The organism is Streptomyces sp. NPDC096324, assembly GCF_044763015.1.
GTDB lineage: Bacteria > Actinomycetota > Actinomycetes > Streptomycetales > Streptomycetaceae > Streptomyces.
In genome coordinates this window covers 150,154-163,470 of sequence record NZ_JBIWFK010000009.1, presented here as the reverse complement: position 1 = coordinate 163,470, position 13,317 = coordinate 150,154, and the positions used below count along the sequence as shown (strand labels likewise).

The following is a 13,317-nucleotide window of genomic DNA, read 5'->3' as shown; positions in this document are numbered from 1 at the left end:
GACTCGCTTAGACTCCGCCGATGCCGCCCTAGGCGACGGCACACACCCCCCATGCATACCCCCATCCAGCAGGCCGCTCACCTGGTGCGGTCGAAGAAGGAAGTTCCGACCCGTGAGTCTCGTGACCCTCCTCCCGTTCATCGTGCTCATCGGGGCCATGTTCCTGATGACCCGGTCGGCCAAGAAGAAGCAGCAGCAGGCGGCTTCCATGCGCAACGAGCTGCAGCCCGGCTCCGGCGTGCGCACGATCGGCGGAATGTACGCCACCGTCAAGGAGGTCAACGAGGACACGATTCTCCTTGATGCCGCCCCGGGTGTGGACCTGCTCTTCGCGAAGAACGCGATCGGTGCCGTCCTCACGGACGACGAGTACAACCGCATCGTCCACGGCGTCGAGCACGACCTGAAGGCCGACGGCACCGTCGTGCCGGACGACGCCTCCTCCCTCACCGAGACCGACGAGCCCGCCGCCGACGCCTCTTCCGACGCCTCCGACGACAAGCCCCTCGACCTCGGCAAGAAGGATCTGGCCGACAAGCCGGTCGAAGCGGCCGTCGAGCCGAAGGCCGACGAGACCGTCGCCGACGAGGCGGAGTCGAAGAAGACCGACGGCGGGACCGAAGCGAAGTAGTCACGAACCGGGAGCACGGCGCGATCCGCTCGCGCCCCACACCTCCCGGGACGTGCTGTTCTCGCACGGAGTCCCGACACCATGGCATGGCCGTCCACGCGCTCACCCGGCGCAGGGCGGCCCGAGAGGGAGTACGAGAAGGTGGCAGCACCGAAGAAGGGCCGGAGCGCGAGCGCCCAGAGCAGGCCGGGGCGCTCGCTGGCCCTGATCCTGATCGCCATCGCGGCGCTCACCGGAGGGATGTTCGCTTCCGGGCAGACCACTCCGCGTCTCGGCATCGATCTCGCCGGCGGCACGAGCATCACGCTCACGGCGAAGAACGAGCCGGGTCAGCCCAACGCGATCAACAAGACCAACATGGACACCGCGGTCGACATCATGAACCGCCGTGTCAATGGTCTCGGTGTCTCCGAGGCCGAGGTTCAGACCCAGGGTTCCGACAACATCATTGTCAACATCCCCAAGGGCACGAACTCCGAGCAGGCCCGTAAGCAGGTAGGCACCACCGCCAAGCTGTACTTCCGTCCCGTTCTGGCCACCGAGGCCTCCGGGCCCGAGGCGGCGGCCACCCCGACGCCGAGTGCCTCCAGCAGCTCCTCCGCCACGTCCGGGGACAAGGCGACCTCGTCCTCCTCGTCCTCCGCGACGCCGTCGGCCTCCGCGACCACTCAGGGACGCGTCGTCAGCGACGCCCTGAAGGCGGGCTCCTCGCCGTCCGCGAGCGGCACCCCGAGCTCCTCGGCCTCGCCCTCCGCGAGCGCGTCGCCGTCCGCGAGCGTGGACCCCGCGACCGCCAAGCTCCAGGCCGCGTACGCCGCGCTCGACTGCAGTGACAAGGCGGTCCGCGCCAAGGCCGGCGCCGACGCCAAGCCGACCGAGCCGACCGTGGCCTGCGGCCAGGACAAGAACTCCTCCGGCGTGTGGCAGAAGTACGTCCTCGGCCCGGCCGAGGTGGCCGGCACGGACATCAAGAAGGCCGGCGCGGTCTTCGACACGCAGAGCGCCGCGGGCTGGAAGGTCACCATGGACTTCACGTCCGGTGGCTCCAAGAAGTTCGCCGCCATCACCGGCAAGCTCGCCCAGAACCAGCAGCCGCAGAACCAGTTCGCGATCGTCCTCGACGGCCAGGTCGTCTCCGACCCCTCCGTGGCCCAGTCGCTGAGCGGCAGCGCCGAGATCTCCGGCAGCTTCACCCAGACCGAGGCCCAGGACCTGGCCAACATGCTGAAGTACGGCGCCCTGCCGCTCAGCTTCAAGGAGTCCAGCGTCACCACGGTGACCGCCGCGCTCGGTGGCGAGCAGCTCCACGCCGGTCTGATCGCGGGCGCCATCGGCCTCGCCCTGGTCGTCCTCTACCTGGTGATCTACTACCGGGGCCTGTCGGCCATCGCCATCGCCTCCCTGGGCGTCTCGGCGATCCTCACGTACGTGCTCATGGCGCTGCTCGGCCCGGCCATCGGCTTCGCGCTGAACCTCCCGGCCGTCTGTGGTGCGATCGTCGCGATCGGTATCACGGCGGACTCGTTCATCGTGTTCTTCGAACGCATCAGGGACGAGATCCGCGAGGGCCGCACCCTGCGTCCGGCCGTCGAGCGCGCCTGGCCCCGTGCCCGTCGCACCATTCTGGTCTCCGACTTCGTGTCGTTCCTCGCCGCCGCGGTGCTCTTCATCGTCACCGTCGGCAAGGTCCAGGGCTTCGCGTTCACCCTCGGTCTGACCACGGTGCTCGACGTCGTCGTGGTGTTCTTCTTCACCAAGCCGCTGATGACCCTCCTGGCCCGCAGGAAGTTCTTCGCGGAGGGTCACCGCTGGTCCGGTCTCGACCCGAAGCGACTGGGCGCCAAGCCGCCGCTGCGCCGCACCCGTCGCGCGTCCGCCCCCGTCGACACGAAGGAGGCGTGAGATGTCGAAACTCGGCACCCTCGGCGCCCGGCTCCACCGCGGCGAGATCGGCTACGACTTCGTCGGCAAGCGCAAGATCTGGTACGGCATCTCGATCCTGATCACCATCACGGCCATCCTCGGCCTGACGGTGCGCGGCCTGAACATGGGCATCGAGTTCCAGGGCGGCGCCGTCTTCACCACCACCGGGAGCAGCAGCGTCTCGGTGAGCCAGGCCGAGACGTTCGCGGAAGAGGCCTCCGGCCACGACGCGGTCGTCCAGGGGCTCGGCAAGGGTGGCCTGCGCATCCAGATCGCCGGCATCGACACCGACAAGTCCGACACGATCAAGCAGAAGCTCGCCGCGGACCTGAAGGTCAACCCCGAGGACATCAACGCCGACCTCGTCGGTCCGAGCTGGGGTGACCAGATCGCCAACAAGGCCTGGGAGGGCCTGGCGATCTTCATGGTCCTCGTCGTGATCTACCTGGCGATCGCCTTCGAGTGGCGCATGGCCATCGCGGCCCTGGTCGCCCTGATCCACGACATCACCATCACGGTCGGCATCTACGCCCTGGTCGGCTTCGAGGTCACCCCGGGCACCGTGATCGGTCTGCTCACGATCCTCGGTTACTCGCTCTACGACACGGTCGTCGTCTTCGACAGCCTCAAGGAGCAGACGAAGGGCATCACCAAGCAGACCCGCTGGACCTACAGCGACGTCGCCGACCGCTCGATCAACAGCACCCTGGTGCGTTCCATCAACACCACGGTGGTCGCGCTGCTGCCGGTCGCCGGCCTGCTGTTCATCGGCGGCGGCGTGCTCGGCGCCGGCATGCTCAACGACATCTCGCTGTCGCTGTTCGTCGGTCTCGCGGCCGGTGCGTACTCCTCGATCTTCATCGCCACGCCGCTCGTCGCCGACCTCAAGGAGCGCGAGCCGGAGATGAAGGCCCTGCGCAAGCGGGTCCTCGCCAAGCGCGCCCAGGCGGCCGCCAAGGGCGAGTCCCTGGAGCCGCAGGCCGCCGAGCCGGCGTACGAGGACGACGAGGCGGACGACGTCACCCCGGCGGTCGTCGGCCCGCGCAACCAGCCCGCGTCCCGCACGCGCGGCCGTGGCCGGCCTTCGGGGAAGCGCCGATGACCGGCATCGAAGAACTGCTGACCAGCCGGATCCGTGACGTGGCCGACTACCCGGAGCCGGGAGTGATGTTCAAGGACATCACCCCGCTCCTGGCCGACCCGGCCGCGTTCGCCGCCCTGACCGGCGCCCTGGCGGACATCGCCGTGCGCAACGGCGCCACCAAGATCGTCGGTCTGGAGGCCCGCGGCTTCATCCTCGGAGCCCCGGTCGCCGTCCACGCCGGGATCGGCTTCATCCCCGTGCGCAAGGCGGGCAAGCTCCCGGGAGCGACCCTGTCGCAGGCGTACGACCTGGAGTACGGCTCCGCCGAGATCGAGGTGCACGCCGAGGACCTGAGCGGGGCCGACCGCGTGCTCGTCGTCGACGACGTCCTCGCCACCGGCGGCACCGCCGAGGCCTCGCTCCAGCTCATCCGCAGGGCGGGCGCCGAGGTCGCGGGCGTCGCCGTCCTGATGGAGCTCGGCTTCCTGGGCGGCCGCGGCCGCCTGGAGCCGGCACTCGCGGGAGCTCCCCTGGAGGCGCTCCTGACGGTCTGAGGACCGCGCGGGGTACCCGGGGGCTTCGGCTCCCGGCAAGGCCCCCGAAAGGCCTGAGGCACCCGTAGGACACCCTGGAGGCGGGCCCGGAGGAATCCGGCGCCCGCCTCCGGCGTTCTCCCTGGCGAGGCCACCCACGGCGGCCGACAGCGAGTCCGGCGCGAAGGATCGCTACCATGGGGTTTCCGGAGCCTGACCGGGGGACCCGGATCGCGCACGAGGAGCCCTCTTGCCAGACGAGGCCCAGCCACTCGCCCCCAGCGCGGAACGCCTGGGGCGAACCGCCTCCACCCAGCCCGAGCCCGCCTCGGGCGCCGCGGAGAAGCCCGCGCTGAACGGAGCGAGCGGGCAGGTCGAGCACGCCCAGTCCGCGCCCGACGGAACGGCGGCCGAGGCGTCGCGTCCCAAACCGGCCCCGCCCGAGCGCGCCGCGAACACCCCGGCGGTCCGGCCCGCGGCGGCGCAGCCCACCCGCTCCGGTGGCTCCTCCAACCGCGTCAGGGCCCGCCTCGCCCGTCTCGGCGTCCAGCGCTCGAACCCGTACAACCCGGTCCTCGAACCGCTGCTGCGGATAGTGCGCAGCAACGACCCCAAGATCGAGACATCGACGCTCCGGCAGATCGAGAAGGCCTACCAGGTCGCCGAGCGCTGGCACCGGGGCCAGAAGCGCAAGAGCGGCGACCCGTACATCACGCACCCGCTCGCCGTCACCACCATCCTTGCCGAACTGGGCATGGACCCGGCGACACTCATGGCCGGCCTCCTGCACGACACGGTCGAGGACACCGAGTACGGCCTGGACCAGCTCCGCCGCGACTTCGGCGACTCCGTCGGCCTCCTCGTCGACGGCGTCACCAAGCTGGACAAGGTCAAGTTCGGCGAGGCCGCCCAGGCCGAGACCGTGCGCAAGATGGTCGTCGCCATGGCCAAGGACCCGCGCGTCCTGGTCATCAAGCTCGCCGACCGGCTGCACAACATGCGCACCATGCGCTATCTCAAGCGCGAGAAGCAGGAGAAGAAGGCGCGCGAGACCCTGGAGATCTACGCGCCGCTCGCCCACCGCCTGGGCATGAACACCATCAAGTGGGAACTGGAGGACCTCGCCTTCGCGATCCTCTACCCCAAGATGTACGACGAGATCGTGCGCCTGGTCGCCGAGCGCGCCCCCAAGCGCGACGAGTACCTCGCCATAGTGACCGACGAGGTCCAGTCCGACCTGCGCGCGGCCCGCATCAAGGCGACCGTCACCGGCCGCCCGAAGCACTACTACAGCGTCTACCAGAAGATGATCGTCCGCGGCCGTGACTTCGCGGAGATCTACGACCTGGTGGGCATCCGCGTCCTCGTGGACACCGTCCGCGACTGCTACGCGGCACTCGGCACCGTGCACGCGCGATGGAACCCGGTCCCCGGCCGGTTCAAGGACTACATCGCGATGCCGAAGTTCAACATGTACCAGTCGCTGCACACGACGGTCATCGGCCCCAACGGCAAGCCCGTCGAACTCCAGATCCGTACGTTCGACATGCACCGCCGCGCCGAGTACGGCATCGCCGCGCACTGGAAGTACAAGCAGGAGACCGTCGCCGGGTCCTCCAAGATCCGCACCGACGTGCCCCGGGCGGCCAAGGGCAGCGCCGGCCAGGACACCGTCAACGACATGGCGTGGCTGCGCCAGCTCCTCGACTGGCAGAAGGAGACCGAGGACCCCAGCGAGTTCCTGGAGTCCCTGCGCTTCGACCTGTCGCGCAACGAGGTCTTCGTCTTCACGCCGAAGGGCGACGTCATAGCGCTTCCGGCCGGTGCGACACCGGTGGACTTCGCGTACGCGGTCCACACGGAGGTCGGCCACCGGACCATAGGAGCACGGGTCAACGGACGCCTCGTGCCGCTCGAGTCCACCCTGGACAACGGCGATCTGGTGGAGGTCTTCACCTCCAAGGCGGCCGGCGCGGGCCCCTCCCGCGACTGGCTCGGCTTCGTGAAATCGCCGCGCGCCCGCAACAAGATCCGCGCGTGGTTCTCCAAGGAACGCCGCGACGAGGCGATCGAGCACGGCAAGGACGCCATCGCCCGCGCGATGCGCAAGCAGAACCTGCCCATCCAGCGGATCCTCACCGGCGACTCCCTGGTCACCCTCGCGCACGAGATGCGCTACCCCGACATCTCGTCGCTGTACGCGGCGATCGGCGAGGGCCATGTCACCGCCCAGAGCGTCGTCCAGAAGCTCGTGCAGGCACTCGGCGGCGAGGAGGCGGCCACCGAGGAGATCGACGAGGCCGTACCGTCCGCGCGGGGCCGGGGCCGCAAGCGCCGCAGCAACAACGACCCCGGTGTGGTCGTCAAGGGCGTCGACGACGTGTGGGTCAAGCTCGCCCGCTGCTGCACGCCGGTGCCGGGCGACCCGATCATCGGATTCGTCACCCGCGGCAGCGGCGTCTCGGTCCACCGCAGTGACTGCGTGAACGTCGACTCGCTCTCCCGCGAACCCGAGCGCATCCTCGAGGTCGAGTGGGCGCCCACCCAGTCCTCGGTCTTCCTGGTCGCCATACAGGTCGAGGCCCTGGACCGGTCCCGGCTGCTGTCGGACGTCACCCGCGTCCTGTCCGACCAGCACGTCAACATCCTGTCCGCGGCCGTCCAGACCTCCCGCGACCGCGTCGCCACCTCCCGGTTCACCTTCGAGATGGGCGACCCCAAGCACCTGGGACACGTGCTGAAGGCCGTACGGGGCGTCGAGGGCGTCTACGACGTGTACCGCGTGACATCGGCCCGCAGGCCCTCCGAGGCCTGACACCGGAGACATGCGAAGGGGCTCCCGTACGGTGCGTACGGGAGCCCCTTCACATGGGTGCGGCGGATATCAGCCGCCGAACTCCTGAAGACCCTTCAGCGCCTGGTCCAGCAGCGCCTGACGGCCGTCCAGCTCCCGCTGGAGCTTGTCGGCCTTCGCGGTGTTGCCCGCGGAGCGCGCCGTCTCGATCTGGCCCTGGAGCTTGTCGACGGCGGCCTGGAGCTGACCGGTCAGACCCTCGGCACGCGCGCGTGCCTCCGGGTTCGTCCGGCGCCACTCGGTCTCCTCCGACTCCTGGAGAGCCCGCTCCACCGCGTGCATCCGGCCCTCGACCTTCGGGCGGGCGTCGCGCGGCACGTGGCCGATGGCCTCCCAGCGCTCGTTGATGGAGCGGAAGGCCGCACGGGCCGCCTTCAGATCCCCCACCGGGACGAGCTTCTCGGCCTCCTCGGCCAGCTCCTCCTTGAGCTTGAGGTTCTCCGTCTGCTCCGCGTCGCGCTCGGCGAACACCGAACCGCGCGCCGCGAAGAACACGTCCTGGGCGCCGCGGAAGCGGTTCCACAGGTCGTCCTCGTGCTCGCGCTGGGCGCGGCCCGCGGCCTTCCAGTCGGCCATCAGCTCGCGGTAGCGGGCCGCCGTCGGGCCCCAGTCCGCCGAACCGGAGAGCGACTCGGCCTCGGCGACCAGCTTCTCCTTGGTCTTACGGGCCTCCTCGCGCTGCGCGTCCAGCGACGCGAAGTGCGCCTTGCGCCGCTTGGAGAACGCCGAGCGGGCGTGCGAGAAGCGGTGCCACAGCTCGTCGTCCGACTTGCGGTCGAGTCGCGGCAGCCCCTTCCACGTGTCCACCAGCGCGCGCAGCCGCTCACCGGCCGCCCGCCACTGGTCGCTCTGCGCCAGCTCCTCGGCCTCGACGACCAGCGCCTCCTTGGAGTGCCGCGCCTCGTCGGACTGCTTGGCCCGCTGGACCTTGCGTTCCTCACGGCGCGCGTCCACGGTCGCCACGAGCTTGTCCAGCCGCACCTTCAGCGCGTCCAGATCACCGACCGCGTGGTGGGCGTCCACCTGCTCGCGGATGTGATCGATGGCGGTCTGGGCGTCCTTCGCCGACAGGTCGGTGGTCTTCACTCGCTTTTCGAGGAGGCCGATCTCGACAACCAGGCCTTCGTACTTGCGCTCGAAGTAGGCCAGCGCCTCATCAGGGGTGCCTGCCTGCCAGGAGCCGACGACCTGCTCGCCGTCGGCCGTACGCACGTACACGGTCCCCGTCTCATCGACGCGGCCCCACGGGTCGCTGCTCACAGCGCCTCCTCCACATGATGCCTGCGGGGGGCTTCGGAGCCCCCTGGCATCGTCCACAGTTTCGTCACGGCCAACATAGGCGACCGGCGGGGCGGCTGTCCGCATCCCGCGCGACCGAAATTCAGCAGCGTACGGTCAGGATTTCGTCACGGTCAGCTTGTTGACGACGACAGTCGCGTTCGGCGCGCCGTCGCCCTGGCCGGTGCTCTCGCCGGCGGCCGCGATCTTCTTGAGCACCGTCATGCCGGACGTGGAAATAGTTCCGAACGGTGTGTAACTGGGCGGAAGCTGACTGTCCTGGTACACCAGGAAGAACTGGCTGCCGCCGGTGTGCTTCTGGCCGGTGTTGGCCATGGCGATCGTGCCCGCCGGGTACACGTTGCCCTTGAGCGTCTTGTCCTTCAGATTCTCGTCCGGAATCGTGTAGCCGGGACCGCCGCTGCCCTGGCCCGTCGGGTCACCGCACTGCAGGACGTAGATCCCGTTGGTGGTGAGCCGGTGGCACTTGGTGTGGTCGAAGTAGCCCTTGCCGGCGAGGAAGGCGAACGAGTTCACCGTGTGCGGGGCGGCCGACGCCTTGAGGGCGATGCCGATGTCGCCACAGGTCGTCGCGATCTTCATGGAGTAGGCGGCGGACGTGTCGATGGTGACCGCCGGCTCCTTCTTCCACGTGAGCGACTTCACCGCGCCCTCGGCCGGCTTCTCGCACGGATCGGGCGCCTTGCTCGTCGGCGTCGCGCTGGGCGTCGCCCCGGCCGCGCTCGCCTTCTTGTCGTCGCTCTTGAAGAGCCCGGTCGCGTAGGCCGTCGCACCGCCCGCGACGAGCACGCCGACGACCGCCGCGATCACCGCGTTGCGGGTTTGGGTCCTCCGTCGAGCGGATGTGCGGCGCTGCTGCTGTCGCAAGAACTTCTCCCGGGCGAGCTGACGCCGCCGCTGTTCCTGGCTGACCACCGGATTTCTCCTCGTGCGTCTCGTACGTCGAGTGGGACGCGTGCGTCGCCTGAGCCGATCGCCCGCGTGTGCCCCGTACCGTATATGGGTTGGCTGAGGAATCGGCAGCGCCGGTAGGCTCTGATCCACAGCCACCCGCCCGTACGACACTCGCGCGTACGCCACCACGAAGGACGATCGTGCTCATTGCCGGGTTCCCCGCCGGGGCCTGGGGGACCAACTGTTACCTGGTCGCCCCCGCCGCGGGTGAGGAGTGCGTGATCATCGACCCGGGCCATCAGGCCGCCCAGGGAGTCGAGGAAGCGCTCAAGAAGCATCGGCTCAAGCCCGTCGCGGTCATCCTCACCCACGGACACATCGACCACGTCGCCTCGGTCGTCCCGGTGTGCGGAGCGCACGACGTTCCGGCCTGGATCCACCCCGAGGACCGGTACATGATGAGCGACCCCGAGAAGGCGCTCGGACGGTCCATCGGAATGCCGCTGATGGGCGAGCTGACCGTGGGGGAGCCCGACGACGTGCGGACGCTGACCGACGGCGCCGAGCTGAAGCTGGCGGGCCTCGACCTCTCCGTCGCGCACGCGCCGGGCCATACGAAGGGGTCGGTGACGTTCCGGATGCCCGAGGGCGCGGACATCCCGTCCGTGTTCTTCTCCGGGGATCTGCTCTTCGCCGGCTCCATCGGACGCACCGACCTGCCGGGCGGCGACATGGACGAGATGCTCGACTCGCTGGGCCGCGTGTGCCTGCCGCTCGACGACTCGACCGTGGTGCTGTCCGGCCACGGCCCCCAGACGACCATCGGCCAGGAGCGCGCCACCAACCCGTATCTGCGGCAGGTGGCCGCCGGCCTGGGAGCGGACCCGAACTCCGCTCCTCGACGAGGAATGTGACCAGACTTCCGTGAGCACCTTCAGGGCCCCCAAGGGCACGTACGACCTCATTCCGCCGGACAGCGCCAAGTACCTCGCGGTCCGCGAGGCCATCGCGGCCCCGCTGCGCAACTCCGGCTACGGCTACATCGAGACGCCCGGTTTCGAGAACGTCGAGTTGTTCGCCCGCGGTGTCGGTGAGTCCACCGACATCGTGACCAAGGAGATGTACGCCTTCGAGACCAAGGGCGGCGACAGGCTGGCGCTGCGCCCCGAGGGCACCGCCTCCGTGCTGCGCGCGGCCCTCGAGGCCAACCTGCACAAGGCGGGCAACCTCCCCGTCAAGCTCTGGTACTCGGGCTCGTACTACCGCTACGAGCGTCCCCAGAAGGGCCGTTACCGCCACTTCTCCCAGGTGGGCGCCGAGGCGATCGGAGCCGAGGACCCGGCGCTCGACGCCGAGCTCATCATCCTGGCCGACCAGGCGTACCGCTCGCTGGGCCTGCGGAACTTCCGCATCCTGCTGAACAGCCTGGGCGACAAGGAGTGCCGTCCCGTCTACCGGGCCGCGCTGCAGGACTTCCTGCGCGGCCTGGACCTCGACGAGGAGACGCTGCGCCGCGCGGAGATCAACCCGCTGCGCGTGCTCGACGACAAGCGCGAGGACGTTCAGAAGCAGCTCGGCGGGGCACCGCTGCTGCGCGACTACCTGTGCGACGGCTGCAAGGCGTACCACGAGGAGGTGCGCGACCTGATCACGGCCGCGGGCGTCTCCTTCGAGGACGACCCTAAGCTGGTGCGCGGTCTGGACTACTACACGCGGACCACGTTCGAGTTCGTGCACGACGGTCTCGGCTCGCAGTCCGCGGTCGGCGGCGGTGGCCGTTACGACGGGCTGTCCGAGATGATCGGCGGCCCCGAACTGCCGTCCGTCGGCTGGGCGCTGGGCGTCGACCGTACGGTGCTGGCGCTGGAGGCGGAGGGTGTGGAGCTCGAACTCCCCGCGGCCACCAGTGTGTTCGCGGTGCCGCTCGGGGAGGAGGCGCGCCGGACGCTGTTCGGCGTGGTCACCGAACTGCGCAGGGCCGGTGTCGCCGCCGACTTCTCGTACGGCGCGAAGGGGCTCAAGGGCGCGATGAAGAACGCGAACCGCAGCGGCGCCCGCTTCACGATCGTCGCCGGTGAGCGGGATCTCGCCGAGGGCGTCGTACAGCTCAAGGACATGGAGTCCGGGGAGCAGACGGCGGTCGCGGTCGACACGATCGTGTCCGAACTGCGCTCGCGCCTGGGCTGATGAGGCCGCTCCCGTCCCGGTGGGCCACCCACCGGGACGGGAGCGCCGGCCGCCCGACGGCCTCCGGCGTTCCGGAGTCTCAGCCGTCGCGCCGGTTCCTCCAGCGGAACGTCAGCAGACACAGCAGCAGTCCGCCGACGCACCACGCCCCCAGCACCAGCGCGATCCGCCCGAACTCCCAGTCGCCCGCCTGCTCCAGGACCTTCGCGGAGTCGGGCAGGAACACCCCGCGCAGCCCCTGGCACATCCACTTGAGGGGGAACAGCGCGCCGATGTTCAGCATCCAGTCCGGGATGGTGTCGACGGAGATGTAGACGCCGGAGATGAACTGGAGGACGAGGAAGGGGAGGACGACCACCGATGTGGCGCTCTTGCCCGACTTCGGGACCGAACTGATCGCGATGCCGAGCAGGGCGCAGGCCGTCAGACCCAGGACGAAGATCCAGCCGAAGTCCGCCCACTTGCCGGGATCGGAGGGCAGGTCGACGTCGTACAGCGTGGTGCCGACGGCGAGCAGGATCGCCGTCTCCAGGGCGCCGGTCACCAGGACCAGCCATATCTTGCCGAAGAAGTACGCGGCCGGCGGCATCGGTGTGCCGCGCAGCCGGCGCAGCACCTTCTCGTCCCGTTCGATGGCGATGGAGATGCCGAGGGACTGGAAGCTGGTCGACATGATGCCCGCGGCCATCATCGCGGGGACGTAGAGCTGGGAGGCCGTGACGCCCGCGCCCTTCACGTCGTCGCTGAAGATCGACGCGAACAGGAACAGGAAGACGACCGGGAAGGCGAACGTGAACACCACCTGGTCCCGCTGGCGGAAGAACTGCTTGAGCTCCAGTCCGCCGCGGCGCAGTCCGAGCCCCCAGGCGCCGGGCGGCCGGCCGGACGCGTTCTTCGTGTCCTGCCGTACGTCGGTCGTGGTCATCGCGCGTCCTCCAGGCCGGTCAGTCGCAGATAGACGTCCTCGAGGGTGGGGCGGCTCACCCGCAGTCCCGGGATCTCCCCGTCGAAGCGGCGGATGAGCTCGGCGACCGTCTTCGTGGGTGTGTCCGTGCGTTCGCCGCGCGGGCTGCCGTCGGCCTCCGTCCATTCGACCGTGGCCTCGCTGCCGAACCGCTCGCGCAGCGCGGCCGGTTCGCCCTCGGCGACGACCCGGCCCCGCGCGATCACCGCCAGCCGGTCCGCGAGAGCCTCGGCCTCCTCCAGGTAGTGCGTGGTCAGCAGGATGGTCGTGCCCTCGTCGGCCAGCTTGCGGATCAGCTCCCAGAACTGCCGTCGCGCCGCCGGGTCGAAGCCCGTGGTCGGCTCGTCCAGGAGCAGCAGCTCGGGCCCGCCGATCACCCCGAGGGCGACATCGAGCCGCCGGCGCTGACCGCCCGAGAGCGACTTGATCCTGCTGCCCGCCTTCGCCTCCAGGCCGACCAGACCGATGACCTCCTCGGGGTCACGAGGATTCGGGTAATAGCGGGAGAAATGCCGTACCGTCTCGCCCACCGTCAACTCGGCGGGCGCGGATTCGTCCTGCCAGACGATTCCGACGCGTGAGCGCCACGCGCGCGTGGCCGTCGCCGGGTCCGAGCCGAGCACGGACACCTCGCCCGCGTCCCGCCGGCGATTGCCCTGGAGGATCTCCACGGTGGTGCTCTTGCCCGCTCCGTTGGGTCCGAGCAGGCCGAACACCTCGCCCTGCCGGATGCCCAGATCGATGCCGTCGACCGCGGTCACGTCCCCGTACTGCTTGCGCAGCCCCCGTACGTCCACCGCGAGCCGATCCGCGTGAGTTGTCATGCGGACGAGCATCTCCCCGAACCGAACCTTCCGGGGCGACCGTGCGTACCTTCTTATGTCCACCGAACGGTGGACGGCCGGGCGGGTGCGGCACAATGAGCCTGCCCGCAGGCCCCTCGAAACT

General features: G+C 69.6%; 11 protein-coding genes. 7 read left to right on the top strand and 4 right to left on the bottom strand.

Features of this window, described 5'->3' with window-relative positions; all coding sequences use genetic code 11:
• Nucleotides 1-112 precede the first annotated feature (112 nt).
• The 5 genes from yajC (at nucleotide 113) to ACIQ7M_RS25625 (ending at nucleotide 6,986) form a co-directional block, all read left to right on the top strand.
• Nucleotides 113-631 carry a preprotein translocase subunit YajC gene (gene yajC / locus ACIQ7M_RS25645; RefSeq protein WP_355774796.1) on the top strand — a complete coding sequence of 173 codons (519 nt, stop codon included), beginning with the start codon at nucleotides 113-115 and terminating at the stop codon, nucleotides 629-631.
• Between the two features lie 141 nt (nucleotides 632-772).
• Entirely contained in the window at nucleotides 773-2,533 is a 1,761-nt protein-coding gene (gene secD / locus ACIQ7M_RS25640; protein ID WP_403648436.1) for a protein translocase subunit SecD, read from the top strand.
• Between the two features lies 1 nt (nucleotide 2,534).
• On the top strand, nucleotides 2,535-3,656 hold the full coding sequence (gene secF, locus ACIQ7M_RS25635; protein ID WP_386985296.1) for a protein translocase subunit SecF: 1,122 nt from the start codon (nucleotides 2,535-2,537) through the stop codon (nucleotides 3,654-3,656).
• A complete protein-coding gene (locus ACIQ7M_RS25630) occupies nucleotides 3,653-4,192 on the top strand; it encodes an adenine phosphoribosyltransferase (RefSeq protein WP_355774788.1) in 540 nt (179 codons plus the stop codon). Before secF ends, ACIQ7M_RS25630 begins: the two co-directional genes overlap by 4 nt.
• Before the next feature lie 229 nt (nucleotides 4,193-4,421).
• On the top strand, nucleotides 4,422-6,986 hold the full coding sequence (locus ACIQ7M_RS25625; RefSeq protein ID WP_389850725.1) for a RelA/SpoT family protein: 2,565 nt from the start codon (nucleotides 4,422-4,424) through the stop codon (nucleotides 6,984-6,986).
• 69 nt (nucleotides 6,987-7,055) lie between these two features.
• Here the strand turns inward: ACIQ7M_RS25625 and ACIQ7M_RS25620 are convergent, their stop codons facing one another.
• Entirely contained in the window at nucleotides 7,056-8,285 is a 1,230-nt protein-coding gene (locus ACIQ7M_RS25620; protein ID WP_355768210.1) for a DUF349 domain-containing protein, read from the bottom strand.
• A 135-nt stretch (nucleotides 8,286-8,420) separates the two neighbouring features.
• Nucleotides 8,421-9,239: a peptidylprolyl isomerase gene (locus ACIQ7M_RS25615; protein WP_355768208.1), complete on the bottom strand. Its 819-nt coding sequence runs from the start codon at nucleotides 9,237-9,239 to the stop codon at nucleotides 8,421-8,423.
• Nucleotides 9,240-9,418: 179 nt separating this feature from the next.
• On the opposite strand from ACIQ7M_RS25615, the gene ACIQ7M_RS25610 reads away from it, so the two are divergent.
• Together ACIQ7M_RS25610 and hisS are read left to right on the top strand one after the other, a co-directional pair.
• Nucleotides 9,419-10,132 (top strand): MBL fold metallo-hydrolase, encoded by a 714-nt coding sequence (locus ACIQ7M_RS25610; RefSeq protein WP_403648430.1) that lies wholly within the window; start codon nucleotides 9,419-9,421, stop codon nucleotides 10,130-10,132.
• Between the two features lie 10 nt (nucleotides 10,133-10,142).
• A complete protein-coding gene (gene hisS, locus ACIQ7M_RS25605; RefSeq protein WP_403648427.1) occupies nucleotides 10,143-11,405 on the top strand; it encodes a histidine--tRNA ligase in 1,263 nt (420 codons plus the stop codon).
• A gap of 79 nt (nucleotides 11,406-11,484) precedes the next feature.
• Here the strand turns inward: hisS and ACIQ7M_RS25600 are convergent, their stop codons facing one another.
• Together ACIQ7M_RS25600 and ACIQ7M_RS25595 are read right to left on the bottom strand one after the other, a co-directional pair.
• Complete coding sequence (locus ACIQ7M_RS25600; RefSeq protein WP_355768199.1) at nucleotides 11,485-12,330, bottom strand: ABC transporter permease; 846 nt, start codon at nucleotides 12,328-12,330, stop codon at nucleotides 11,485-11,487.
• Complete coding sequence (locus tag ACIQ7M_RS25595) at nucleotides 12,327-13,193, bottom strand: ABC transporter ATP-binding protein (protein ID WP_355768196.1); 867 nt, start codon at nucleotides 13,191-13,193, stop codon at nucleotides 12,327-12,329. Before ACIQ7M_RS25595 ends, ACIQ7M_RS25600 begins: the two co-directional genes overlap by 4 nt.
• Between the last annotated feature and the right edge of the window lie 124 nt (nucleotides 13,194-13,317).